This window comes from Pantoea sp. QMID4 (assembly GCF_030270445.1).
GTDB classification, from domain to species: Bacteria; Pseudomonadota; Gammaproteobacteria; order Enterobacterales; family Enterobacteriaceae; genus Pantoea; species Pantoea vagans.
On record NZ_BSXL01000005.1, the window covers coordinates 80,264 to 106,993 of the forward strand.

General features: G+C 53.8%; 17 protein-coding genes and 2 pseudogenes. 13 read left to right on the plus strand and 6 right to left on the minus strand.

All coding sequences use genetic code 11. From position 1 onward, the window contains the following. Nucleotides 1-108: 108 nt before the first annotated feature. On the plus strand, nucleotides 109-1,338 hold the full coding sequence (zigA, locus tag QSK07_RS12385) for a zinc metallochaperone GTPase ZigA (protein WP_285721697.1): 1,230 nt from the start codon (nucleotides 109-111) through the stop codon (nucleotides 1,336-1,338). Between the two features lie 93 nt (nucleotides 1,339-1,431). Beyond that, nucleotides 1,432-2,610 (plus strand): NAD(P)/FAD-dependent oxidoreductase, encoded by a 1,179-nt coding sequence (locus QSK07_RS12390; RefSeq protein WP_285721696.1) that lies wholly within the window; start codon nucleotides 1,432-1,434, stop codon nucleotides 2,608-2,610. 3 nt (nucleotides 2,611-2,613) lie between these two features. On the opposite strand, the gene QSK07_RS12395 is transcribed toward QSK07_RS12390, so the two are convergent. After that, nucleotides 2,614-3,984 carry an aldehyde dehydrogenase family protein gene (locus QSK07_RS12395; RefSeq protein WP_285721695.1) on the minus strand — a complete coding sequence of 457 codons (1,371 nt, stop codon included), beginning with the start codon at nucleotides 3,982-3,984 and terminating at the stop codon, nucleotides 2,614-2,616. Nucleotides 3,985-4,048: 64 nt separating this feature from the next. On the opposite strand from QSK07_RS12395, the gene QSK07_RS12400 reads away from it, so the two are divergent. The 4 genes from QSK07_RS12400 to QSK07_RS12415 all read left to right on the plus strand — a co-directional run bounded on the left by QSK07_RS12400 (nucleotide 4,049) and on the right by QSK07_RS12415 (nucleotide 9,101). Further along, nucleotides 4,049-4,183, plus strand: coding sequence for a hypothetical protein (locus tag QSK07_RS12400; RefSeq protein WP_285762116.1), 135 nt, complete (start codon nucleotides 4,049-4,051; stop codon nucleotides 4,181-4,183). Between the two features lie 265 nt (nucleotides 4,184-4,448). Next, nucleotides 4,449-5,378, plus strand: coding sequence for a RepB family plasmid replication initiator protein (locus QSK07_RS12405; RefSeq protein ID WP_285721694.1), 930 nt, complete (start codon nucleotides 4,449-4,451; stop codon nucleotides 5,376-5,378). Between the two features lie 1,544 nt (nucleotides 5,379-6,922). Next, on the plus strand, nucleotides 6,923-8,122 hold the full coding sequence (locus QSK07_RS12410; protein WP_285721693.1) for an AAA family ATPase: 1,200 nt from the start codon (nucleotides 6,923-6,925) through the stop codon (nucleotides 8,120-8,122). A 7-nt stretch (nucleotides 8,123-8,129) separates the two neighbouring features. Then, a complete protein-coding gene (locus tag QSK07_RS12415) occupies nucleotides 8,130-9,101 on the plus strand; it encodes a ParB family protein (RefSeq protein ID WP_275222065.1) in 972 nt (323 codons plus the stop codon). 1,076 nt (nucleotides 9,102-10,177) lie between these two features. Here the strand turns inward: QSK07_RS12415 and QSK07_RS12420 are convergent. Next, nucleotides 10,178-11,141: pseudogene (locus QSK07_RS12420) on the minus strand (transketolase family protein). An 886-nt stretch (nucleotides 11,142-12,027) separates the two neighbouring features. Here QSK07_RS12420 and QSK07_RS12425 point away from each other — a divergent pair. From QSK07_RS12425 to QSK07_RS12435, 3 genes and pseudogenes are all read left to right on the plus strand, one after another. Beyond that, nucleotides 12,028-13,479 carry a sugar porter family MFS transporter gene (locus tag QSK07_RS12425; protein WP_285721692.1) on the plus strand — a complete coding sequence of 484 codons (1,452 nt, stop codon included), beginning with the start codon at nucleotides 12,028-12,030 and terminating at the stop codon, nucleotides 13,477-13,479. 305 nt (nucleotides 13,480-13,784) lie between these two features. Further along, nucleotides 13,785-14,344: pseudogene (pagP, locus tag QSK07_RS12430) on the plus strand (lipid IV(A) palmitoyltransferase PagP). 18 nt (nucleotides 14,345-14,362) lie between these two features. Then, nucleotides 14,363-15,862, plus strand: coding sequence for an alpha/beta hydrolase (locus tag QSK07_RS12435; RefSeq protein WP_285721691.1), 1,500 nt, complete (start codon nucleotides 14,363-14,365; stop codon nucleotides 15,860-15,862). A gap of 39 nt (nucleotides 15,863-15,901) precedes the next feature. Here QSK07_RS12435 and QSK07_RS12440 read toward each other — a convergent pair whose 3' ends face one another. Next, a complete protein-coding gene (locus tag QSK07_RS12440; RefSeq protein ID WP_285721690.1) occupies nucleotides 15,902-16,756 on the minus strand; it encodes an aldo/keto reductase family oxidoreductase in 855 nt (284 codons plus the stop codon). Between the two features lie 88 nt (nucleotides 16,757-16,844). Between QSK07_RS12440 and QSK07_RS12445 the strand changes: the two genes are divergently transcribed. Then, nucleotides 16,845-17,780, plus strand: a complete 936-nt coding sequence (locus QSK07_RS12445; protein ID WP_285721760.1) for a LysR family transcriptional regulator — start codon at nucleotides 16,845-16,847, stop codon at nucleotides 17,778-17,780. Here the strand turns inward: QSK07_RS12445 and QSK07_RS12450 are convergent. Beyond that, nucleotides 17,764-22,278, minus strand: coding sequence for an ATP-dependent helicase (locus tag QSK07_RS12450; RefSeq protein ID WP_502921716.1), 4,515 nt, complete (start codon nucleotides 22,276-22,278; stop codon nucleotides 17,764-17,766). The two genes, QSK07_RS12445 and QSK07_RS12450, sit on opposite strands and share 17 nt — an antisense overlap. A gap of 109 nt (nucleotides 22,279-22,387) precedes the next feature. Next, complete coding sequence (locus tag QSK07_RS12455; protein ID WP_285721688.1) at nucleotides 22,388-23,581, minus strand: MFS transporter; 1,194 nt, start codon at nucleotides 23,579-23,581, stop codon at nucleotides 22,388-22,390. Between the two features lie 276 nt (nucleotides 23,582-23,857). On the opposite strand from QSK07_RS12455, the gene QSK07_RS12460 reads away from it, so the two are divergent. Then, a complete protein-coding gene (locus tag QSK07_RS12460; RefSeq protein WP_285721759.1) occupies nucleotides 23,858-24,250 on the plus strand; it encodes a VOC family protein in 393 nt (130 codons plus the stop codon). Between the two features lie 102 nt (nucleotides 24,251-24,352). Here QSK07_RS12460 and QSK07_RS12465 read toward each other — a convergent pair whose 3' ends face one another. After that, nucleotides 24,353-24,970: a pyridoxamine 5'-phosphate oxidase family protein gene (locus QSK07_RS12465; protein ID WP_285721687.1), complete on the minus strand. Its 618-nt coding sequence runs from the start codon at nucleotides 24,968-24,970 to the stop codon at nucleotides 24,353-24,355. 271 nt (nucleotides 24,971-25,241) lie between these two features. On the opposite strand from QSK07_RS12465, the gene QSK07_RS12470 reads away from it, so the two are divergent. Further along, nucleotides 25,242-25,790, plus strand: coding sequence for a GNAT family N-acetyltransferase (locus tag QSK07_RS12470; protein WP_285721686.1), 549 nt, complete (start codon nucleotides 25,242-25,244; stop codon nucleotides 25,788-25,790). Nucleotides 25,791-26,184: 394 nt separating this feature from the next. Continuing rightward, on the plus strand, nucleotides 26,185-26,730 hold the full coding sequence (locus tag QSK07_RS12475; protein ID WP_285721685.1) for a TetR/AcrR family transcriptional regulator: 546 nt from the start codon (nucleotides 26,185-26,187) through the stop codon (nucleotides 26,728-26,730).

Sequence of the window (26,730 nt, forward strand, 5' to 3'; positions counted from 1 at the left end):
TTAAACCCACTTTGAGAACTGCCACAAAACCAGAAATCCGGATTGAAAACAGTGTTATTAATGTTATGTTATAACATAATTATTTAACCTCATCTGACAGGTAACAGTATGACACTCTCTTCTCAGACATCCGGCGATCCACGTCTGCCGGTTGCAGTTCTCTCCGGTTTTCTGGGTGCCGGTAAAACCACACTGCTCAATCATATTCTGAATAACCGTGAAGGACGGCGGATCGCAGTTATCGTCAATGATATGTCTGAAATCAACATTGATGCGGCCCTGGTGCGCAACGGCGACGCAAAACTGTCACGCACTAATGAAAAGCTGGTCGAAATGAGTAATGGCTGCATCTGCTGCACGCTGCGTGAAGATTTGCTGCTGGAGGTGAAAAGTCTGGCGCAGGCTGGTCGCTTCGATCATCTTGTCATTGAATCGACCGGCATTTCTGAACCCCTGCCGGTTGCTGAAACCTTTACGTTTGAAGACGATGCGGGTGAAAGCCTTTCAGCCTATGCCCGGCTGGATAGCATGATTACTGTGGTAGATGGCTTTAACTTCCTGCGTGATTACCGTTCAGTCGATGATCTTCAGTCTCGCGGCGAGTCTCTGGGCGAGCAGGATGAGCGATCGGTGGTTGATCTGTTGGTGGATCAGATTGAGTTCTGTGATTTGCTGGTGCTGAACAAAACGGATCTGCTCAGCCCGGCGGAGCTCCATCAGCTGCAGGGTATGCTGCGTGCTCTCAATCCACACGCTCGTATAATGAACAGCGAATTCGGGCAGGTTCCGCTGGACTGTCTGCTGAATACCGGCCGGTTTAATTTTGACCGGGCAGCGCAGGCCCCTGGCTGGCTTCAGACCCTGCGGGGCGAGCATCAGCCGGAATCAGAGGAGTATGGGATCCGCAGCGTTGTCTATCGCGCGCGTCGTCCTTTCCATCCTCAGCGTTTCTGGGAGGTTGTAAACCACCAGCTTGACGGTGTGATTCGCTCAAAAGGGTACTTCTGGCTGGCCACCCGGCCCGAATTTGCGGCGATGTGGTCGCAGGCGGGCGCAGTGGCTCGCCAGGGTTACGCCGGGCGCTGGTGGGTCAGCGTGCCGCGAGACAACTGGCCACAGGATGCAGATTCGCTCAATTTCATCGCTGAGCAGTGGCATGAAGGCACCGGCGATGCGCGTCAGGAGCTGGTGTTTATCGGCATAGATATGGATGAGCAGCACATTATTGCCGCGCTGGATCGCGCACTCCTGACGCCTCATGAGATGGCTGCAGGGCCGGAGCACTGGGTTACGCTGAACGATCCGGTGCCTGTCTGGTTTGATGAGATGACTGCCTGACGCAACGGTTGACCGCACACTGTCGCTCCGCAATAGTTAAACGTCCCGACGGGTGGCCACCACCCGCTGATTTCTGTTCAGGAGAGGCCGGATATGCCACAACGTATAGCTGTTATTGGTGCAGGCGTGCTGGGTTTAGCCGTCGCGCAATCATTGTCCCGCCGGGGCGCACAGGTTACTGTCTTCGACAAAAGTTTGCCTGGCAGCGGCACCAGCCAGGTCAGCTACGCCTGGGTCAATGCCAACGGTAAAGAACCCGGCCACTATCATGAACTCAATGCCCGGGCGATAAACGAGCACAAGCGATGGCAGGCGAGCCACCCGGCATTGCCCCGCTGGCTGCTTGAAACCGGCTCGCTGGAGTGGGCAGCCGATGAATCATCCCTGCGCCAGCTAACGCAGCGCGCAGCAAAGCTTGCTGCGCTCGATTACCCCGTTGAAAAGCGTAGCCGCGCTGCGTTACTGTGCGCCCTGCCCGGACTGCGGCTCGATCCCCGCATTCAGCACGCGTGGTTTTTCCCTTCGGAGTGCCTGCTTTATCCCAGCCTGTTCATCGCCTCTCTGCTTGCCGACCTGCGTGCCAGTGGCGGTCAGCTGGTCTGCAACAACGAGGTAACGACGTTGACTGAATCGGAGCGGGATGTGCATCTGACGCTGGCCAGTGGCGATGAGTGGCGCGGGGATCAGCTGGTGCTGGCAACCGGTCGCTGGGCACCTGAGCTGATCAGTCAGTGTGGACTTGAACTGGCGATGACCGATGCGAACCGCGCCGATCCTGTTGCGTGCAGTTTTCTGGCGCAGACACAGCCTTTGCCTATCCCGCTTAACTGCAATCTCATTACCCCGGAACTGAATGTACGGCCGGATGGCGGAGGACGCCTGATGCTGCAGGCTCTGGATCTTGACGCGCATGCCGATCCGTCACGCCCCGCTTCTCCGGAGGGGCTGACTGGCAAAGAGATGCTGCGTCGGTTGCGTCGGCTGTTTAACAATGCGGAAGGGGCGAGAATTGAGCGGATTGAAACAGGACAGCGATCACGTCCGGCAGATGGATTGCCCGCACTGGGCTACATCAGTGACTCAGCACGCGTTTATCTGATGGTCAGCCATAGTGGCATGACCCTTGCCCCGTTGCTGGGCAGACTGGTGGCTGAGGAGATGCTGAGCGGTACACCTTCACCAATGCTGAGTGGGTTTGCCCCGCATCGGTTGCTGCGTCCGCTCAGTGAGGTCGTTAAAACTGCGCCAGCCTATCTTCCGGCAGCGCAGTAAAAACTAGCGGCGGTTCTTCCAGACGGTCTGCACGTTACAGAATTCATGGACACCAAAATATGACAGCTCACGACCATAGCCGCTTTTCTTCACGCCGCCGATGGTGACCCGCGGATCGGATGCGCCGTTGCCATTTATAAACACGGCCCCGACTTCCAGTTGCAGCGCCAGCCGATCGGCAGTTTCTTCGTTACCGCTCCAGACGGTAGCACTGAGGCCAAATTCGCTGTCGTTGGCGATCTCCAGTGCATGCTGTGGATCCCGCGCGACGGCAATAGCCGCGACCGGACCAAACAACTCCTGCCTGAACGCGGTCATGGTGCTGGTAACGTCAGCGAGAATGGTTGGTGCATAGTAGTTTCCCTGTCCTGCCACTTTCTCACCACCCAGAACCAGTCGCGCACCTTCACTAAGAGTCGCTTTTACCTGTCCGTCGAGTTCGTCACGCAGATCGGTGCGTGCCATCGGACCCAGGAAGGTGTTTTCATCCAGCGGATCGCCCATTTTCAGTGCCTGTACCGCTGCAGTGAAACGTTTTTCGAACTCTTCCGCGATGGGGGCTTCCACAATAAAACGTTTGGCCGCCATGCAGACCTGTCCGGTATTCTGGAAACGTCCGATCACGGCAGATTTCACAGCTTCATCAAGATTGGCATCGGCCAGCACGATAAAAGGATCGGATCCACCCAGCTCCAGCACCGTTTTTTTGAGCGCTGCACCTGCCTGTGCTGCGATTGCTGCACCCGCCCGCACGCTGCCGGTTACCGCGACGGCGGCAATGCGGTCATCTTTAATCGCGACTGAGACACCGTCGTTGTCGACATTGATCAGGTTAAAGCCACCTGCTGGCAGATCGGTTGCTGTGAACAGCTCAGCCATCAGTGTGGCGCTTCCCATGACGTTAGGGGCGTGTTTTAGCAGATAGGTGTTACCTGCCAGCAACATGCTGACTGCGCCCCGCAGAACCTGCCACAGGGGGAAATTCCATGGCATGACAGCCAGGATCACCCCGACAGGACGGAATCGCTGCCAGGCATCGGCAATCTGAGTAGGTTGATCGGCCAGCATCGCCGGGCCATGTTCTGCATACCAGTCGCACAAATTTGCACATTTCAGTACTTCAGCGCGAGCCTGTGCAATGGGCTTACCCATCTCCAGCGTAATCATGCGAGAAAGATCCTGTTCTCTCAGACGGATCTGTTCGCCGAGCTGACGCAATACGCGTACACGGTCACTCATACTACTGCGCTGCCATGCTGCAAAAGCAGAAGCGCTTTCCGCCAGCGTCTTTTCCAGTTCGGTGCTGTTCTGCAGAGGATAGCGTGCCAGAATTTCGCCTGTTGCAGGGTTACGTGATAGGGCATGTTCGGTCATGGTGCTGTGTTCCTCATTCGTTCAGTGATTGAGAAACGATACGCGCTGTAGTTAATGATGAAAAATGAATAATAGTGAGGAAGTTGTTTATCAATTGAGAATGTCTGAATTGCAAAGGCAGTATTCAGTAAGTGTCAGGGATTTCGGAGATGATGATGTGATTACACCACCTGTCCGTGAGTCTGAAAATGATGCCTGATAAGCAGTTATCCACTTATACAGTGACACGATCCAAAAAAACGATCCTTAATAGATCATAGAGAGATCCTAAGAGATCCCCGATCGTCGCAGGCCGCACTCCGCAAGGGCTCAAAGGGTGATCGCGTTCACTATAATCAGTAAAGTGTTCACTGTAATCAGTACTTTATTCACTGTACCAGGTAGAATGTTCACTGTAAACAGTGCTAATGTTCACTGTAGTCAGAAAACGATCCCTTTCATCCACAGAATGAAGATCCTACGCTATGGCAGATAAAGACAACGAAAACAAAGCGTTACTTGAACCTTTTCTGTCGGTGACAAAAAACAGTGGTGAAGTTATTCAGCTTCATCCCAACAAGAATAATACCGTTCAGCCGGTGGCACTGATGCGTCTTGGACTGTTCGTGCCAACGCTGAAATCAACCGCACGGGGTAAATCCGGTGCAATGGCATCAACGGATGCGACGAAAGAGCTGAAAAATCTGACGCTGGTAAAGGCGGAAGGCTACGAAAAGATTACCATTACCGGCGCCCGGCTGGATATGGATAACGATTTCAAAACCTGGGCAGGTATTATTCAGTCCTTTTCGCGCTATCCGACCAAAGGCGATACCGTCACACTGCCGTTTATCGATTTTGTGAAGATGTGCGGTATTCCCTCTGCCAACTCGTCTGCTGCACTGCGTAAGCGTCTTGATGCCTCTCTGCGCCGCATTGCAACCAACACGCTCTCTTTTGAAGGCAACGGCAAGGCGTATCATACTCACCTTGTCCAGTCAGCCTATTACGACCGCGAAAAAGATATTGTGCGGATTCAGGCGGATCCCAAACTATTCGAACTCTATAACTTCGATCACAAGGTACTGCTTCAGCTTCGTGCAATATCCCGCCTTAAGCGTAAAGAGTCTGCACAGGCGCTCTATACCTTCCTTGAGAGTTTGCCGACCAATCCGGCACCGATATCGCTGGCACGCCTGCGTATGCGCCTTAATCTCGGCTCTAAGACCACCACGCAGAACCATGTGGTGCGGCGTGCAATGGAGCAACTGAAGGAGATTGGTTATCTGGATTATTCAGAAGTGAAGCGTGGCCGCTCAGTCTTTTTCATTATCCATAGTCGCACACCTAAGCTTGATGGCATCGGAAATCTGGATAGCATCGATTCGCTGGACGAGATCGAGTTTGAAGATTAATTCCTGACGTTCACTGTAATCAGCATTTCTGCGTGGCAGTGTCACTTTTACCGTTGAAAGTGATATTGCGCCCTTCCTCTCACATTCACTGTAATCAGTACTCCACCTCTGTTCACTGCAATCAGTAACGTTCACTGTAATCAGTAAACGGGGCATGGTTTATAATCATGCTCTCCTGCCCTCTTTTCCTGTCGTGCTATGCCATAAGACTTATGAAGTAAGTATGTGCTTACTTACTAACTGGTTAGCCCTTTCCAGGGGCGGCTTTGCTGATTACAGTGAACATTCTGATTCAGGCAGGACAGCGCCTCTTTCTGATGATTCCCTATGAGCACTTTACTGATTACAGTGAATGTCAGCATTCACGTTCAACACGGCTGGCGTACGTCATGCATTGAGGCGCTTTGACTTATCAGTAATGCCAGCGGTGACACTGTTACTGATTATAGTGAATGTTTGCCGGCTGGCATCGTCAGATTACCGGTGTGCTGCGAATTCCCCTGACGCTTACTGATTACAGTGAACGTTGTAACGCGGAGCTGTCAGAACCAATTGAATGCTGCTTTACTGATTACAGTGAATGCTTTGCTGAATGCAGTGAATGATAGCTGAAATTTGATGCAACGCTTTGCAGCTTTTACTGTTTATAGTGAACATTCTTGGGAAAGCAGTGATGACACAACTCATGTTCAGGCGTTGATGTCTGACGGCCTGAGCATTGCCAGAATCGAACTGATATCTGCGTATCCTGGCCTTACTGTCTTCAATTCCGGCCGAACTGAACCGACGCTTCTGCTGATTACAGTGAATGTCTGATCAGCAAGGCTCTTTTTTACTGACTATAGTGAATGTTCGATATCTCCTCGTTACTGATTGCAGTAAACATTATCGGACTGACTTGTTCATCTTTGCCTATCTATTCGGGCTCCCAAACTGAAGTTGCCTGTTATCTCATCAGCTTCAGATGCTTTTATGAACCAAACAGGATTTATCGGCTCCTCACTACTGATTACAGTGAACGTTCACTCAGTACGGCTTCCTGTCCTGCTATCTGATCAGCAAGTTTACTGATTACAGTGAACGTGACTGCTGCCCGGGTATTTGGAATGACACTACTGATTACAGTGAACGTTTGGCTCGTTCAGCGACAGGTATCAGCCAGGCTTTATCGCATGGGCTTTCTGAATACGGTGAATCTTCTGCACCACCACGTTAAGTACCTCCGGTAAGTCACGTGATACAGAACTGACTTTACTGATTACAGTGAACGTTAAGACACATCAACGCGCCTGGTACAATTTATTATCCCCCCTGCTCCTGCTGTGGATTAATTTTTACTGATTACAGTGAATGTCCTGCTGATTACAGTGAACGCTGCTCGCATTTATGCTGCTTAAATTGCCAGATCAGAAATAATAATGTGATGAACCTCACCAAAACCTGGGGTGTTACATAAAAACGAAGATTATGTAGAAAGGATATTTTATTGCCTCACGTGCAGGATTTATGTATAAAGTCATAAATCCTACATGTTTGGAGCAACTATGGCTAATGATGACAAGCAGGTGATGAAGGTTGCACAGCGTTCTGAACGCATGCTGCTGAGCCTCACCGACCAGATTCAGGCGCAGAAGCAGGAACTGCATGAAAATACGTACTATCAGGTTTATGCCAAAGCGGCGTTAGCAAAGTTGCCCAAACTGACACGAGCCAGTGTCGATTACGCTGTAAATGAGATGGAAGAGAGCGGTTATCTGTTTGATAAGCGTGCGGCCGGTTCTTCCGTTAAATATGCGATGTCGATTCATAACATTATCGATATCTATCATCATCGTGGTGTGCCGAAATATCGCGATCGCCACAGTGATGCCTATACCATTTTTGTGGGTAATCTGAAGGGCGGTGTCTCTAAAACGGTTTCTACCGTCTCGCTGGCTCATGCACTTCGTGCCCATCCTCATCTGCTGTTTGAAGATTTACGTATTCTGGTGATTGACCTTGATCCCCAGTCCTCAGCAACCATGTTTTTAAACCATGAACGTTCAGTAGGGCTTGTGGAAGCGACAGCGGCTCAGGCAATGCTTCAGAATGTCACCCGTGATGAGCTGGTGAAGGAATTTATCGTTCCGTCGATTATTCCGGGTGTGGATGTGCTGCCTGCTTCAATTGATGATGCCTTTATCGCTTCAAGCTGGGACCAGCTTTGCGCAGAACATCTGCCGCAGCAAAATGTTCATACCGTGCTGTATGACAACGTCATTGCCAAACTGAAGGAAGATTATGACTTTATCTTTATCGACAGCGGCCCGCATCTTGATGCTTTCCTTAAGAACGCCATTGCGGCCTCTGATCTGCTGATGACGCCGGTACCACCGGCTCAGGTCGACTTTCATTCCACGCTTAAATACCTGACGCGTCTGCCGGAACTGATTGCGATTATTGAGGATTCCGGCGCCACCTGTCGCCTGCAGGGCAACATTGGCTTCATGTCTAAACTCTCTAATAAAGCCGACCACAAGCTCTGTCATAGTCTGGCAAAAGAGATTTTTGGTGGTGACATGCTTGATGCTGCCCTTCCCCGCCTTGATGGTTTTGAACGTTGCGGCGAATCCTTTGATACGGTTATTTCTGCGAATCCTTCGACATACGTCGGCAGCAGCGAAGCGTTGAAAAATGCAAGATCCGCCGCAGAGGACTTTGCAAAAGCCGTCTTTGATCGTATCGAATTTATTCGCCTGAACTGAGGTTTGTATGAGCGCAAAAAGAATTACGATTGGCAGAACCTTCAGCCAGACTCCACTGGAAAATGATATGCCGGACAGTCAGCACAATCAGACATTCGTTCTGGCTACGGGCAAGCGCGCTCTGTTTCGCTTTGAACGTATTGCCGCCAGTGATGTTGAAAACAAGACATTCGTGACGATGGAAACCAATGGTCGCGATCAGGCGGGCCTGACACCCGATTCACTACGCGACATTATCCGTACGATTAAGCTTCAGCAGTTCTTCCCGGCCATTGGCGTAATACGCGATGACCGCATTGAGATTCTTGACGGCTCACGTCGACGTGCGGCTGCGCTTTACTGTAAAACAGGGCTTGACGTACTGGTCACTGATGCCGCTATTAGCGCTGATGAAGCACGCAGACTGGCGCAGGATATTCAGACGGCCCGCGAACATAATCTGCGGGAAGTGGGAATGCGCCTGCTGGCATTAAAAGAGGGTGGTCTTTCGCAAAAAGAGATCGCTGAGAATCAGGCATTATCGCAGGCGAAGGTCACGCGTGCTCTTCAGGCAGCCAGCGTTCCGTCGGATTTGATCTCACTTTTCCCTAATCACGCTGAGCTGACTTATCCTGATTACAAAGCGCTGTTGCAGGCTGCTGACAAATTAAGTGAATCCGGGCAAAGCGTTGAAGTTCTGATTAATTCTATCTCGCGGGAAATAGATGTGGTTTGCGCGCGAGAAGGGCTTGCTGAGGATGAGCTGAAAAATCACATTCTGCGTCTGATTCGCCAGGGCAGCCAGACGTTGATGAAAGAGCCTGAGAAAGATAAAACACAGGCGACTGCACTCTGGTCTTTTGCTGATAAAGATCGCTTTGCACGTAAGAAGGTACGCGGCCGGATGTTCAGTTATGAATTTAACCGGCAGTCCAAAGAGTTGCAGGAAGAGCTGGATAAAGTCATTTCCGAGACTCTGAAGAAATATCTTAATCGTTAATTTATAAACTTCAAAATCAGCCAGCGTCAGACGCTGGCTTTTTTTATTGCTTTGTTAAGCTGAAAGACACTTAAGAGATGCATGAAATCCGAATTTCAGGCTGAAATCGCCAGATTTTCAATGGCGATAATCACGATAAATAGCTGAATTTATTGATATAATATAAGAATTCTTGAGTCTGATTCCTGTGAAATCGCCATTCCTCCTGAATATATCGCCAGCGTTCGTGAATTGTGTGTAATGTAAAAAGCGGATTAAAATTCTTATGTCACATCCCAAGGGTTCAAATGCTGCCTTCACGCATTCAACGGTCGCAAATTGGAAATAAAGATTTACGGTAGCTGGTTCATTAGTGACCAGTTACTTTTTACCAGACATCAGTTCCTGCACAATTGCTTCATATCGGCCGATGCTTTCTCTGCAACTCTTTTTACAGTTATGCTGGCCGCCAGCGAAAATTAGCGCTTAAGATACTGTTTATAAGAGAAAATACCCGTAAATTTCAGCCTGAAATCGCCACTCTAACTGCTGGAAATTGCCCTGATTACCGGATGTAAGCGCTTCATTAAGATCATAATTGCAGTCTGACCGGCTAACAGCAAAGGCATCTTCTCCGAGTGAAAAAAGATACACAGAAAATATCCCTCACTTATCCACAGAAAAAGTGGATAACTTTCTCATCAGGCTAAAATTATTTGTCTGTTGATGCGAATGACATGAGCTGGATTGGACTGTGAAGGTGCCGGTGATCTGAAACCGGCTACTTCAGACAGATTCACTGTATTGAGTAAAGCAGATGAAAGGATGTGCTCAACGGCAGAAATAAGACCCGGGCTACTCAGGAAAGGGACACAACTGGCCGGAAAACTGTTTACAGTGAATGGGTAGTCAAAGAGGATGAGCTGCACAGATAAACGGCTGGCGGGCTCATCAGAATCTGTTGATGCGCAGCCAGCGTTGAGCACGGCAATCGTCATATAGACTGGGGAGTGCGTAAGATGGAGGCGATAACAGGATTATTATGTGGTGCTGCAAACAACGATACAAAACCGGGTCAGGCCCGGTTTTGTCATAAATCAGGCTTCGAGCCAGACTGTTATTTGCCTGACCATCGCATCGGCAGAGATGCCATAACGGTAATGCAATGCTGGTAAAGCGCCTGCTACCAGGAATGCATCCGGCAGGGCAATCTGCTTAAAGCGAGGCGTCACATGGTACCGCATCAGCAAGCCTGCGATTGCCTCGCCTAACCAGCCCGTGATTGAATGATTCTCTGCTGTGATAAGCCACTGGTTAGGATGCAGCGCTTCCCCTGCTTCTGGCAAAATTGTCTTTTCATCCAGAGGCTTAATCACAGGAGAGCGAACCACTCCAACTTCAATGCCCTGCTTTTGCCGCACCTCAGCGGCTTCGAGTGCCCGCAGGGTCATATCCGCTACTGATGATAACCGCATCTTTGCCCGTTCGCAGACACTGGGCCTTTCCGTGCTGATAGCGATAATCATATTTATTCAGCACCAGCGGAACCTTACCGCGCAGCGGGCGCAGTTAAACCGGGCCCTGATGTGCGGCAATCGCCGGGATGACCTGATTAATCTCCAGGCATCGCAGGGATCGATGATTGTCAGGCTTGGCATACCCCGAAAAACTCCCAGATCGTCAGTCGCATGATGGCTTGGCCCATAACCGTTGGTCAGGTCCGGCAGCGTACAGGCGATTTTGACGTTCAGATTCTCTTCGGCGATTGCCATGCAGATAAATCATTGGCGCGGAGGAAAGCAAACACGGCATAGGTGGTGACAAAAGGCATAAAGCCCTCGCGCGCCATTCCTGCTGCGGCACTCATCAGTCACTGTTCCGCCATTGCCATCCCGTAAAAGCGCTGCGGAAAAGCGTCCGCGAACAGATGCAGGTCGGTGTATTTACTCAAATCTGTCGTCAGACCGACCAAATCGGATCGCTGCTCTGCCAGAGCGATTAGAGCATGCCCGAATGGTGCGAAACCGTGGGCTGACCCTCAGCAGCAATCGAGGCGATCATAGCGGAAGTGGTCAGCCGTTTTTTTGCGGTTGTAAACTTATATCAGACTCATTGCTCAAGTGAGGTCAGGGTTTCGTCCCACTCATCTGCTTCAACACGGAAGAAGTGGTTTTTCTCCCGGCTTTCAGGAAACGACACGCCTTTACCCATTCCGGTATCGCAGATGATGACGCGCGGCTACGGTTCCGGCCAGCTGCGTGCTGCGTCAAAGGCTGTCTTCAGCGATTCGATATCGTTGCCATCAACGCGCTGGGTATGCTCCGGGATTAAAACTATCCGCCATGAAACGATGCCAGTGATAGGCTCACCAGCGTATCTCAACAGCATCCTGTCAGTCAGGCCGTGGATTTAATCCATCACGCGCTGATATTATCGGAGTCACCGCTTATTGAATGACTGCATTGGTTTGCGGCGCAACTATTAAATAAGCTGGATAAAGAGTGGTTATTTCGTTCTGACCGCTCTTATATGCGTCCTGAAGCGGCAATGTTATGCCACGGTTTTATTTTTAAGAGTAAATTGCTGGCGGAGGATTATCGGCATAGCGGGAAACTGGTCAGAGTGTTGACTGAGCATAGCCTGCCCGTCAGCGCCCACCCTCTGGTCTTTCTGCGTGGGTTTGCCCAGTTCCCACATATTGCACATTTCCTGAGCTGGATACAGAAAGGATTCAGAACGTTAATAAGATGTTAAAATAACTTCCGTCGCGTCACTATGACGCGGATTTATTTTTGCTGGTAATTATTTACGCCATAAAAGGCGCATTGCCGCAGCTAACTTTTAAATACCGTCTACACTTCTTTACCCAATCGGTAAATGTGTTCCTTTTCTATTCCGTATGAAATTTGATCAAACGGATGTTTAACTTATTAATGGCAGGAATATTATGAGTACAAATACACCAGACGCTGGGGAAGCGGGCGATCACGCGCCTGCGGATACAGTACGCCAGCGCATTTTTTTAGTGGTGCTGGTCGCCACTATGGGCGCGCTGGCTTTTGGTTATGACACCGGGATTATCTCGGGTGCATTACCTTACATGACTTCACCACCCGATCAGGGTGGTCTTGGACTGAACTCATTCACAGAAGGGCTCGTCGCCTCTTCGCTGGTGTTCGGTGCCGCTATCGGCTCTTTTCTCAGTGGTTTCTTCTCGGACCGTTTTGGCCGTCGCATTACCCTTCGCACCCTGGCGGTCATTTTTGTACTGGGTTCGCTCGGTACGGCACTGGCGCCTTCCGTCAATGTAATGGTGGCCATGCGCTTCCTGCTGGGAATAGCTGTCGGCGGTGGCTCTTCAACCGTGCCGGTGTTTATTGCCGAAATTGCCGGGCCACGTCTGCGTGCGCCGCTGGTGAGCCGCAATGAGCTGATGATTGTCACCGGACAGCTCATTGCCTATGTCGCCAGTACGCTACTCAGCTATCTGCTGCATGATGAACACCTGTGGCGCTATATGCTGGCGATTGCGATGGTGCCCGGCTTCCTGCTGTTTATCGGTACGTTCTTTGTTCCGGCGTCACCACACTGGCTGGTGGCGGAAGGGCGTCTGAAAGAGGCGAAAAAGATTCTGAAGTATCTGCGTGAAACACCGCGTGAGGTGCGTCATGAGATGGCGCAGATGAAGAAGCAGGCGAGGGCAGCGGAACGCGGGCCGGATGCGAAAACCCTGATTCGCGAGAAGTGGGTTATCCGCCTGATGATTATTGGTGTCGGACTTGGCTTTGTTGCGCAGTTTACCGGCGTTAATGGCTTCATGTATTACACGCCGATCATCCTCAAGTCGACCGGCCTGGGAACCAGCGCTTCCATTGCCGCGACTATCGGTAACGGTGTGGTTTCTGTTCTGGCGACCTTTGTCGGTATCTGGGCGATTAGCCGTTTCCCGCGTCGTACCATGCTTATCACCGGTCTATGTCTGGTGATTACGGCACAGATCCTGCTGGGCAGCGTGATGACCTTTATGAGTTCGAGCCTGATGCAGAGTTACCTCGCCCTGGGGTGTATTCTGCTGTTCCTGTTCTGTATGCAAATGTGCATCTCGCCGGTCTACTGGCTGATGATGTCGGAGCTGTTCCCGATGCAGCTGCGTGGCGTTTTAACCGGTAGCGCCGTCTCACTACAGTGGATTTTCAATGCTGTGGTCGCGTTCGGTTTTCCACCGATCATGGAGTATGCCGGCAGCACGACCTTCTTTATATTTGCCGCGATTAACGTTGGCTCACTGATCTTCGTGATGGCGATGGTGCCCGAGACGCGCGGCAAAAGTCTGGAAGAGATTGAGTCACACATGAAAGAGAAGTTTGGTGAAAAGTCGAAGGAGGCTGAAGCCTGCTAAAGTCTCAACCGGATTCGGCCCGCCGGCTGGATCCGGTTTCTCTCACTTCTCAGCCCCCCTCGCGTCGTACCCCTTTCTCTCAATTAAGCAGACATCATTCACTGTAATCAGCATGATTTTTGCGGGTGGGTTTCCGGATATGCTGGCGATTTCAGGCTGAAATCGCCAGCATATCCGGCCTATCTTCATATGCCGCTGACGGTTTAAACCGCCATTTAAGCGAAGCATGACCGCTGACAAAGATTGAATCTGACTCTGCGCTATACTCATTTTTCATCTGCTCCGCATGCTGACTGGGATGCACCATGAATATATCAAACTCTGTGGCAGTGGCTGATGCACTACTGATTGCCACGCCTCTGCATGCTGAAAATATGCCGGTTTCATCCTGGTGGAATGATTTCACTGACGATGTTGCACAAACCTGGAACGCGCCTCAGCACACCGATCTCTATCTGCCGTTTATTAGCTGGTACGCCCGCTTTATGTACGATAAAGAAAAAACCGATAACTATACGAGAATCCCTGGGGCGGCGGTCTGGGTGTTTCCCGCTATAGCGACAGCGGCAACTGGCGTGCGCTTTATGCGATGGCGTTAATATATTCGCACAATGAGTGGCAGCCCATTGTCGGTTATGGCTGGGAGAAGGGATGGTATCCAGGCTCCGGTCAGGACTTCCGGCTTGGTTCCGGATTAACAGCGGGTATCACCGCGCGTGAAGACTTTGACAACTATATTCCGCTGCCGATTATATTGCCGCTGTTCTCTGCCGGTTATAAAGCGGTGAATGTCCAGTTCACTTACATCCCCGGCACTTACAATAATGGCAACGTGCTGTTCGCGTGGTTTCGCTATGCCTTCTAATTTTTCAGGAAAGGATTTATGACCCGGAAGTTAAAAACTGTCACGCGCAGACTCTGGCGTTCAACGCTTGTCGTGGGTTTAGTGTTAGTGCTGCTACTGATCATTCGCATCTATGAAGCGGAACGTGGCCCGGAATTACATCGCTGGCACACCTGGATCCCGCATGAGCTGACAGCTGAACAGCTCGATAAAGCCAGTTACACCGGTTATCTTAACGCTGAAAATCATCTGTTTGATGAGATGAAGCAGCAGGTCAGTCAAAAACTGGATGCGGATGAGAAAACCCCGCTCAACCGATATTTCTCCGGCGGCCTGATCTATCCAGGTCATTTTGCGCAGGACTGGAACCGTTCATATATTCTGCGTCCAGCAGGCACGCCGCGTGGTGCAGTTGTTTTGCTGCATGGTCTGACCGATAGTCCTTACAGTCTGCGTCATATCGCAGATACCTATCGCCAGCAGGGTTATGTGGCCGTAGCAATCAGGTTACCGGGTCACGGCACGGTGCCTGCGGGCCTGACTGATGTGGACTGGCAGGACTGGATGGCGGCTACACGCCTGGCGGTGCGCGAAGCAACCCGTCTTGCGGGTATTCGGACACCACTGCATCTGGTGGGATTCTCTAACGGCGGGGCGCTGGCGGTAAAATATGCGCTCGACAGCCTGGGCGACGCCACGTTGCGTCGTCCGCAGCAGCTGATTCTGTTATCACCAATGATCGGTGTCACCCGTTTTGCACGATTTGCCGGGATTGCCGGACTGCCCTCTGTTTTCCCGGCCTTCTCGAAAACAGCCTGGCTGAATATCGTGCCGGAGTTTAATCCGTTTAAATATAACTCTTTTCCGGTGCACGCTGCCCGACAGACCTATCTGCTGACGCAGGCGCTGCAGAAAGAGATCCTGCACTACGCACGTAATCAGCAGCTGTCCGGCTTCCCGCCAGTACTGACCTTTCAGTCGGTCATGGACTCTACTGTCAGCACGCCGTCGGTGATTCGCTCGTTATACAATTATCTGCCAGAAAACGGCAGTGAGCTGGTTCTGTTCGATATCAATCATGCCGTCAGCGTCAGCCCGTTATTCCGTCACTCCGCTTACACGGCAGTGAATCAGCTCTTACCCGCGGCCCGTCGGCATTATTCTTCCACGGTGATCACCAATGCTGCCGCCACGTCGCTGGAAATGGTGACTAAAAGCGTGCCTGCCGGTGAGATTATGGATCGAATCCAGCCACTGACCATAAACTATCCGGCCGGGCTTTACTCGCTGTCGCACGTGGCGATCCCGTTCCCGGCTGAGGATGGTCTCTACGGCAATGTACCTGCGAAGAAGAATGAGTTCGGTATCAGTTTTGGTACGTTGTCACTGCGCGGCGAGAGTGCGGTGCTGATTGTGGGACTGGACTCAATTATGCGCGCGACCTCTAACCCGTTTTACCCTTACATGATTAACCGAATCAATCACCACATCGGTTGCAGTGACAAGCCGCAACTGGCGACCTGCCTTATCAGTTTCTGAATCAATCAAGCCACATGCCCGCATGAGGCGGGCCTGTGATTATATCGCGTTCAGCTTTTCCATTACCTCATCCGACAGGTGCAGGCTGCCACTGGCCAGATTCTCTTTGAGGTGTTCCGGTGAGGACGTGCCGGGAATCAACAGAATATTGGGCGAGCGCCTCAGCAGCCAGGCCAGCGCGACCTGCATCGGCGTCGCATTCAGGGACGCAGCAACGTCATTAAGCTGATCCGACTGCAAGGGAGAGAAGCCGCCGAGCGGGAAAAACGGCACGTAAGCGATGCCCTGCTGCGCCAGCTGATCCACCAGTTCATCATCCTGTCGATGCGCCAGGTTATACATATTCTGCACGCAGACAATGGGCGTCATCGCCTGGGCTTCAGCGATCTGCGTGGCAGTGACATTGCTCAGGCCAATATGCCGAATCAGTCCGCGCGACTGTAATGTCAGCAGCGCCTCCAGCTGGGGTGCCAGAGAGCCCTCTCTGGGCTTTGCCGGATGCAGCATACTGCGCAGGTTCACCACTTCAATCACGTCCAGCCCCAGATTGCGCAGGTTATCTTCCACCGCCTGGGTCAGCGCTTCAGGTTCCATCGCCGCCAGCCAGCCGCCTTTTGCATCGCGGCGGGCACCCACCTTGGTCACAATTGTCAGATCCTGTGGATAGGGATGGAGCGCCTTTTTGATTAACTGATTGGTTTCGTGCGGGCCATAAAAGTCGCTGGTGTCGATATGATTGACGCCCGCCGCGATGGCGTCGCGCAAAACCTGTATTGCGCGTGCTTCATCTTTTACCGGCCCGAACACGCCTGGCCCGGCCAGCTGCATTGCGCCGTAGCCGAGACGGTTAACTTCACGATCGCCTAACGGATAAGTCATGGTGATATCTGACATGAAAACCTCCTGCGTGAATGTAGATCAATTGTAACGGTGATTCAGCTGTGCAACTATCCGGTGAAATCAGGACAGACTGTACGGGGTGATGCACAATGCGATTGGTATGGCGCTGCTGGATGCTGTCGTGGCAGTGGCGAAAGCGGGAGGATTCCGGGAAGCCGCACGTATTACAGGCAGCAACGCGTCACGCCTGAGCGATGCGGTGCGGCGGGCAGAACAGCAACTGGGTATCCGACTGTTTCACCGGACGACGCGCACGGTAGTACTGACTGAAGCGGGCAGGGCGCTGATGGAACGTCTGTTGCCCGCCATGAATGAAGTTAATGCCGCGCTGGATGCGGTGAATCGCTATCGCAACACGTCACGCGGCACGCTGCGGCTGAATGTGCCGGTCAGTGCCACCCGGCTGGTATTACCCAGACTGGTACCGGAATTTCTGCGGCGTTATCCTGATATCCAGCTGGAAATCGTGGCTGAGAGCAGCGTGCAGGATGTCTTTCGTGACGGCTGCGACGCCGGAATTCGTTATGATGAGCGGCTGGAGCAGGATGTGGTGGCGATGCCTATTGGCCCCCGTCAGCAGCGGTTCGCGCTGGCCGCGTCTCCGGCTTATCTTGCGGAACATGGCCGACCCGATCACCCGCGCGAGCTGATCTATCATCGCTGTCTGCGTGGCCGTTATGCCAGCGGCATCATGGCTGACTGGACATTCAGCTGCGACGGAGAAGAGATCAGCGTTGAAACCCGCGGGCCGCTGGAGGTGACCGTCGGCGGGGCAATGGATCTGGCTGTAGAGGCCGCGATTGCCGGAAGCGGGGTGATCTATCTGTTTGATGAGTGGCTCAGACCGGCTATGGAAAGCGGCAGGCTGGAACCGCTGCTGCAACCCTGGTGGCTGAGTTTTTCCGGCCCATGGCTCTACTACAACGATCGCCGTCTGATTCCGGCTCCGCTTCAGGCGTTTATCGATTTTGTGCGCGAAACAAACGCGCGCGAAAAATCTGTCAGCTATACCAGCTGAATCCCTGCGGCACCCGTGAAAAACCGGCGTGACGCAATGCGTTTAGCAGCGGTGACTGCGACACCGCTTCACCATCTACCGTCTCCAGCGTAAAACTCGCGGGCTTTTCACGTTTCAGCGCCACGCCCAGCGCAGCGACTGCGGTCTCAAGCTGTTCAGGGTCATCGCTGAATGTCAGCAACTCTTTGCCTCCCGGCGTCAGAAAGAGCATCAGCATGCCGTCAGCAATCACGACCCGCGCGCCCTGACGACGCGTCGGGCGTATGCCGCTGGCATGAACCGGCCAGCTCAGCATCGCGCCAAACGGATTCGCGGGATCGAGTGCAGCCAGCGTCACTGCCTCAGTGACATCGGTCGGCGCTTCGGCCAGCGCCCGCAGCTGCTCAATGGTCTGATGGTCAGCAAACTGCGCACCGCCGGACCCGGCGACAAACTGTCCGCGCAGCAGTCGCCCGGCATCTTCCATGCTGCGCAGTACGGGCTGTAACGCCGGAAATCCACCGGGGATCTGCTCTGAAACTGCACTGCCTCGTGTGATCACGCCATAACGGTCGAGCAGATTTTCTGCCAGCGAAAGAGCCAGTCGGGCAGGCGCAATCTCCTGCCGGTTAATCTGTGACCAGCGCCCGGCCAGCGTGTTGACCGCTGGACGGCGTGCGGGCAATGCGCCAGGCGTAAAGCGCTGTCCAAAGCGGGTGCGCAGAGTGCGTGCCGGACGTGAACGGGTCACGCCTGGCGTGGTCAGCAGCCCACGTACCGCAATCCAGCTATCTGCCGTGACATAGCCCCGCCACACCAGTTGCCACAGGGCGTCATAGCTGTCGGTGGATTGTGCCTCCGGCTGCTCCATCTGCGCCATAATCTCATGCACGAACCACGCGCCACCGTGGCTCAGTGCGTCAAGTATCGCCTGCTGGATTGGTGTAAGAGGGGGTGTCGCGTCAGCCTCCGGCAGCGTCTCAGCGGCGAATTCTGCCAGGTGAAGCGAGATCAGACCATCATTCTGTCCCAGCGCTTTATGTCCGCACCAGATCACCTCGCCACTGGCTAACAGTTCGTCGAGCATCGCGGGCTGATAGTCGGCAATCCTGGCGCGCAGGATTTGTGACTCCCATAATGAGGCGGGTAACGGCACGCCCGCCAGTTGCTCTATCACCCGCAGCAGCCCGCTGCCACCCTGATGCGCGTGGTTTAGCAGGCCATGTCGCGTCAGCAACAGGCTGATCCAGGCGGCGGGTGAAACCGGCCGGGTTGCCTCGCGTGCTGATTGCAGTGAACGTAAGCGCAAGCGTTTAAAGATCTCTGGGGAAACCCACTCCGTTTCCGATGTGCCCGCTGCCGCACCTGTGTTCAGCAGGCTGCCCTGTTGATACAGGATAAGCAGCACCGCATTCACAACGGCCACGCCCAGACCGAAATGGGTCGCCAGCTGTCGGGTGGTGAACAGCGCATGGGTGCGGGCGTAGCGGTTCACCAGATCAAGTAGCGGATCGGTCTGCGGCTCCAGAAATGTGTCGGGCAGAGCGTCTGGCAGCTCCGTGCCCAGCGCATCGCGCAGGCGAGCCGCATCTTCAATCACTGCCCAACGCTTTTCATCCGCGACCATCACCGGGATTATTCGCCGGGCAGCAGAAAATAACGCGACGGCGTTTGCGATTTGCTGGTCATTGCCACTGAACCGCGCTGAGATACTGGCAGCGGAGAGCGGGCCGAGGTCGCGCAGCAGATCGATGATGCCTTCGGCGTGTTGTGCCTGATAGCGGGAATTAATGCGCTGCAATTCCTGTCCGACCTGCTCAACCACATCAGGTGCCAGCAAATCACGTTTGCTGGCCTGGCCGAGCAGTTCACCCAGAAGATTACTGTCGAGCGCCAGCAGTGAGGCGCGCCGTTCTGCCTGTGGGGCATCGCTGGCGTAGATAAACTCTGCGACATAGCCAAACAACAGTGGGGCGGCGAAGGGGGAGGGCTGTTCGGTCGTCACCTCGACCAGCTTTACATTTCCCTGTTCCAGCTGTTCCATCAGCTGGTGCAGGGCAGGCAGATCGTAGACATCCTGCAGGCATTCGCGTGCGGTTTCGATCAGGATGGGAAAATCATCATACTGCCGGGCGACGTCCAGCAACTGACCGGCGCGCAGCCGCTGTTGCCAGAGCGGTGAACGCTTACCCGGATTGCGCCTCGGCAGCAGAAGCGCACGTGAGGCACATTCCCGGAAGCGGGCGGCGAACAGTGCCGATTGCCCGACGCTCTCCGTAACATCCTGCGTGAGCTGGTCGGCGTCAAAAATAAACAGGTCAGCGCCGGGCAGATGCCCTTCGCTGGCGGGAAAGCGGGCTACGATGCCGTCATCACTGGCTGCGACGGAAGCATCAATACCCATGCGGTGCTGGATCCGGGCGGCAATCGCCAGCGCCCAGGGAGCATTAACCCGTTTTCCCCATGGCGAGTGCAGGATCACCCGCCAGTCGCCAGTTTCGTCCCGGCAGCGTTCAATCAGCAACGTGCGATCGTCGGGCAGTACGCCGGTCGCAACACGCTGTTCAGCCAGTAAAGCCAGCAGATTTGTCACTGCACGGGCATCCAGCCCCAGCGCGTGCAGCTGTTGTTGCGCATCATCCGGTGAAGCACTGTTCAGGTTACGCAGAAACAGCCCGAGGCTGGCACCTGAATCGGCAGAACGGCCAACGCCCTCACCGCGCCAGAAGGGCAGACGGGCCGGACGGCCAGGCGCGGGCACCACCAGCACCTGATCGTGTGTGATCTGCTGAATGCGCCACGACGTTGCACCCAGAGTAATGATGTCGTTGACCCGCGATTCATAGACCATCTCTTCATCCAGTTCGCCGACCCGACGAGAGCCTGCCTGCTCTTCGCCTTCGGGCAGGATGACGCTGAACATGCCGCGATCGGGAATGGTGCCGCCGCTGGTCACGGCCAGATTCTGAGCGCCAGGTCGCGCCGTCAGCAGTCCGCTCTGGCGATCCCACACCAGCTGTGGCCGCAGCTGAGCAAAGGCATCTGACGGAAACTTACCCGCCAGCATATTAAGTGTGGCATCAAACAACCGACGCGAGAGAGCGCGGAATGGATCGGCCCGGCAGACCTTTGCATACCAGTCATCAGCCTGCAGAGGATCCATTGCCACAGCCGCCAGCGTCTGCTGCGCCAGAATATCGAGCGGGTTACGGGGCGGAGCCAGCGCATCGAGGTGGCCCGCTCGCATCGACTGTAATATCACGGCCGAATCCAGCAGATCGCGCCGGGTGCGGGGATACAGGATGCCGGTGGAGATGCCGCCAACCTGATGTCCGGCGCGACCCACTCGCTGCAGGGCGCTGGCGACTGACAGCGGAGCGCCCACCTGGATCACCAGATCTACCGGCCCCATATCAATGCCCAGTTCCAGACTGGAGGTCGCCACCACGCAGCGCAGACTGCCCTGCTTCAGGGCAGCTTCGATCCCGCCGCGCTGTTCTTTCGAAACGGAACCGTGGTGGGAGCGGGCAATCAGATCGTCGGCGCGCTCTTCATCCTGATTTTCAGCAGGGATCTGCTGCGCCAGATAACGCGCATTGAGCCGCGCCGTCAGCTTTTCTGCCAGAGCACGCGAATTCACAAATACCAGCGTGGCGCGATGGGCCATTACCTGTTGCAGAATGCGTGCTTCGATATATGGCCAGATCGATCCGCTTGCAGTGCCTGCCTCACCGGTCAGGTCGTCGGCGCTGGCAATATCGGTCATATCCTTAACCGGCACTTCGATCGTCAGGTGCAGCGTGCGAACGGCTGCAGGATTAACTACCTGAACCGGCTGACAGCCGCCGAGAAAGGCTGCTACCCGTTCAACCGGTCGCACCGTGGCGGAAAGCCCGATGCGCTGGGCGGGCTGTGGCAGTAGCGCATCCAGCCGCTCCAGGCTCAGCGCCAGCTGGGAACCGCGCTTTGAACCCGCCACCGCATGCACCTCATCGACAATAACCGTGGTGATGCCCTGAAGCGTGGTGCGTGCTTTGGAGGTCAGCATCAGAAACAGCGATTCAGGTGTAGTAATCAGGATATCGGGCGGACGGCGTAATAACCTGGCGCGCTCTGCGGTGGGGGTATCGCCGGAGCGCATACCGATATTCAGCGCGATCTCCGGTTCATTCAGCACCTGCCGTTCGGCATAAACACCTGCCAGCGGCAGATTCAGATTGCGCTGCACGTCGGCTGCCAGTGCTTTGACCGGTGAAATATAGAGAATGCGGGTGGTCGTTTCGCGTGTGGGAGCAGGCTGGTCAGTTCTGACCTTAAACAGCGTGTCGATGGCGATGAGAAAGGCCGCCAGCGTCTTCCCGGAACCGGTAGGCGCGATCACCAGCGCATGCTCTCCGCTGGCAATCGCCTGCCAGGCCGCCTTTTGCACCGGCGTCGGCGCAGTAAAGGCGGCAGAAAACCAGCGTCGGGTGGCGGGTGAAAACCGGGCTAAGACCGTATCAGATTGGGATTTCAACATCATACTCACGGCATCACGCAGAGATTGCGCCTGGAATTAATCCATTGAGTGTAAGTGAAAATTGCCGTTTATGGATGACGCGGCCGATATCTGGCCGCGCCAGTGACGTTTATGAGCAGGCCGTGCCAGCTAATGCGCGACCTCTGACCGCCAGGAGTGACACCAGCGCCAGCACAATAAGGGTCATGCCATAGAACCAGGCGGTCTGGGTCAGCCCGATATGGGGTGCGGCAATACCGGCCGCAATCGCGGGCAGGGCAAAGGCGAGATAGCTTTTGATCAAAAAGGCGGAGAACAATCCGGCCCGTTCATGACTCTCCGCTAACGGCATAATGATCTTCAGCACGCTGGAGAAAATCGATCCAAACCCCTGACCCGCAATGGCGGTGCCCAGATAGAGCAGGGCCACGCTGTGCAGGGAAAAGCCTGTCAGTGTGACGCTGACACCCGCGATCAGCATCAGCGTACCAATAACTAATGCCCGCGCGGGCGGCAACGGACGAAAGAGTAATACGGCTGCCGTTGCGCTTAGCATCAGCGTTGCCACGATCGAGCCGCCGATGAACGGCGACGTCAGGCCGGTTGCATTTGCCACCATCGTGGGCATCAGTGACAGATAAAATCCGCCCAGCATCCATGTTGCGATGTTCACCGGCGTCACTTTCAGCAACGGGCCCAGTGCGCGGCGCGGAATGCTCACCTGAGGCCGCAGCGCGGCCAGTACACCCGGCTGAGGTGCAATCGTTTCAGGTATCAGGGGCAGAAGCGCCATCGCGACAATCATCAGCACCATCAGCAGCGCGTAAATCGTGACCGTAGGAAACGGCGCAAAGCTGACCAGAATGCCACCTGTCAGCGTGCCAAGCGTCATCCCGAGAAACGCGGTGAACGAATTGAGCAGGGGTCCACGCGTTTTACTGGCGTCAATCAGGCTGGCACCGAAGGTCGGCAGTGCAATACCCGTAGCAAAGCCCTGTACCAGTCGGGCGGCAATCAAGGCCGGAGCCGAACTGGCCACCATAAAGATTACCAGCGCGACCACGTTAATCGCCAGGGCCAGCAGCATCAGCGGACGGCGGCCGGTATAGTCGGACACTTTACCCACCGTCAGCAGCGCGGCCAGCAACGCGAAAGCATAGGCACCAAAAATCAGCGTCATCATGGTCGGCGTCAGATGAAACAGGCTGCGATAAAGCGGGTAGAGCGGCGTTGGCGCGCTGCTGGTGGCTGAGATCAGCGCCGCACCGGTAAAGCTAAAAAGCGTGGTGCGGGTAGCCGCCTGCGGTGTCAGGGTGGGGTTCATGGGAGTCACCTTAATGCAAAGGATTAGCTTTTAATAAGGTATACGGCGATTCTGAGCTTAATGCAATATCTTTGCTTTAACGTTTATTGCGGTGGGGATGAGGGTTGCATGAAAGCTTTTAACCCTGCAGTGCAGGGCACACTGTTTGCCCTGAACATGAAAACAATTTTACCGCCCAATCTCTGCTCTCCTGACAGAAGTTCAGGTGCTTTGCAGGTTATTTATCTACAATTCTCTTCCAGGTATCTCAGCAAATTATCATCAGGGAGAAAAACTATAGAGATAACGGAAATTGATCATATCCATCTATATGTAAAAGATATTGGGCAGGCAGAACAATGGTATAGCGAAATTCTGGGCTTTTCCCGCGACGATGCACTGTACTTCTGGTTTGAGCAGGGCGGGCCACTTGTCATCAGGAATAACAGAGCATCACTTTCCCTTTTCCAGAGAAAATCTCAGCATCCGGGCCATACAGTGGCTTTCGGGGTGGCAGCGTCATCCTTTAACGAACTTCTGCCTGTACTCAGTAAGAATAAAATCCCTTTCAGCGTCAGTGACCACGACGTGTCGATGTCAGTCTATTTCAGCGATCTCAGTGATAATAAGATTGAAGTGATCTCATACGACTACCTTCAGGCGAAGCAGATACTGGAGAGCATTGCGTAACACTCTCGCAGGGCTACGACCGCAGGTGCATGATCATCTGCGGCCCGAAAATATAAGTACTTCCCTCTTCAGCACGCTGCCTGGAGTGCAACTCGCAGGAGCTTAGTAAAGCGAGTTCTTTAATCGCTCTGGCAGCGCTTTGTCGTAGGCATCGCCATCGATTTCCGCAATCTGTTTCAGAATCGAGCCGGTGCTGGGCAGCGACTGCCGCGCAATCTGCGTTTCAGCGTTCCATAACCCGGAGCGGATAATCGCCCGGCTGCACTGAAAGAAAACGCTCTCCACGTGGATGCGCAGCACGGTTTTTGGCAGCTGATTATTGACAGCAAAGCGTTCAAGCAGCGCCGGGTCGGTGCTGATCGCCGCCGTACCGTTCACACGTAGCGTCTCGCCAATGCCAGGAATGAGAAAAAGCAGCGCGACCCGATTGTCCTGCAGAATATTGCGCAGGCTGTCGATACGATTATTGCCGCGTCTGTCCGGCAACAGCAGGGTTTTATCATCTTCGATTTCGATAAATCCGGCCGGATCGCCGCGCGGTGAAACATCCAGTCCCTCCGGTCCCGATGTTGCCAGGGCCACAAAAGGCGAGGCGGCTATAAACGGACGATAGGCGGGATGAATATGATCGGTCACCTTAGCCACAGAAGGCGGGGCGACAGTGCCATAAAGACGTTCAAGTTCGGTCAGATCCGTCACTATGCTGCTCTGTTCAGCCATGTCTGCACTTTCCTTTCATTGATAAGATCCTCAGGACGCTGGCAATAAGACGCCACCGATTCGACGCGAAGGTTTAAGCAGGACTCTAACACCAATAGCTGATGAGTCAGAGACACTGCATCGTCCTTTGTGATCACTATCCACTGTGATCCGTGAATCCCCGTTAAACTGGAAGGGATTACCCTGCCTGACCTGTAAACCCAGGTGTTGGTATCAGAACATCATGCTGATATAAAGGATTAACCTGATCAGTACCCATTAGGAGCAAAGGATGGTTTGGGAATCAGAGCGGTTGCTCTACAGATTTACCCTTCGTGAGGATCTTGACGATCTGTTCAGAATTTATGGCGACCCGGAAACGCATAAATTTAACCCGCGAGGCCCGTGGCCTGACAGGGAATATGCTGTTCAGGCAATGGAGCGCATACAGGATAACTACCGGGATCAGGGGTTTGGCGACTGGACAATATTTGAGAAAGCCCATCCGGAAAAAATTATCGGCTTTGGTGGCGTCTTCAGAAGCCAGTTTGACGGCCGTCAGACCAATAATCTCGGCTACCGGTTTGAGCCAGACGCTTGGGGAAAAGGATATGCCACTGAGCTTTCATGCAGAGCCATTCGCTACGGATTTGAGGAGGCCGGACTCAGCGTCATCACAGGCGTGGTGCGTGAAAACCATCTGGCTTCGCGCCAGGTACTGGAAAAAGCAGGCTTAACGTTTTTGAAAAAGGTCAACGATCTGGAAGGGCTGCCTCCCAGCCTGATGTATGCCCTGAGCCGCCGGGAATGGCTTGACGCTGGCAACGCGCTTAACGTCTGATTAAACTTTTGCGAGTCGGGCGCAGCGTTGTCTGCGTCCTCTTATAGTCTTAAACCTCTGAGAAACCCTCTCTTATCCTGCGATTAATTCCCTGCAGACTGGATTACCTTAACCGCATTACTCAGGGGAGGATTTATGGATAGTCGTACGATTTTTATTTCAGCGGTAATGGCAGTCAGTTTGTTATGGATAGGCGCATCAGATAACCGTTCGTCTCATTTCAGCGGAGAACCGGTCAAAGCGGGCCTGAGTAAACTTCAGCCCTGATTGTCACACGCCCGATCGCACACTTTAGCGCCTGCTCAGCCTGAGATGCGGTACACTGCCGCTAACTGTTAATGCAACATCGTTGCGTTAACCAAAACGTTGACGTGGATAAAAGCAGGAGTATGAGATGGCAAGGGAGATGATTCGTCAGGGCGGCCGCAGCGCCCGTATTCAGGCGGAAGTGCATGACACCGTCAACCGGCTGCTGAAAACACGGGATCGTTCCGCCATTACCGTACCGATGATCGCTGAACAGGCAGGCGTAACACCCTCCACGATTTATCGACGCTGGGGCGATCTGGCCCAGTTGCTGGCGGATGTTGCCGTGGCGAGGATGCGTCCGATTGCCGATCCGGAAGATACCGGCTCGATGATCGGCGATCTTACCGCGTTTATTCAGCAGTATGCTGAAGAGATGTCCTCAAAAGTGGGCCGTGAGCTGCTTGCCGATGTGATTGGCAGTCATGCTGAAGCGGCCAGCAATAAATGCTGTGGATTCACTTATCAGCATCTTGAAACCCTGAACAATCGGGCCATCGCGCGCGGGGAAGCGGGTTTTGACGTTGATCGTCTCGTCGATGTCGCTGTCGCGCCCGTGATGTTTCACATACTGTTTGGCGATCGCGACGTTTCAGCGGAATACTGTTCGTTACTGATTCAGCAGGCATTTTAA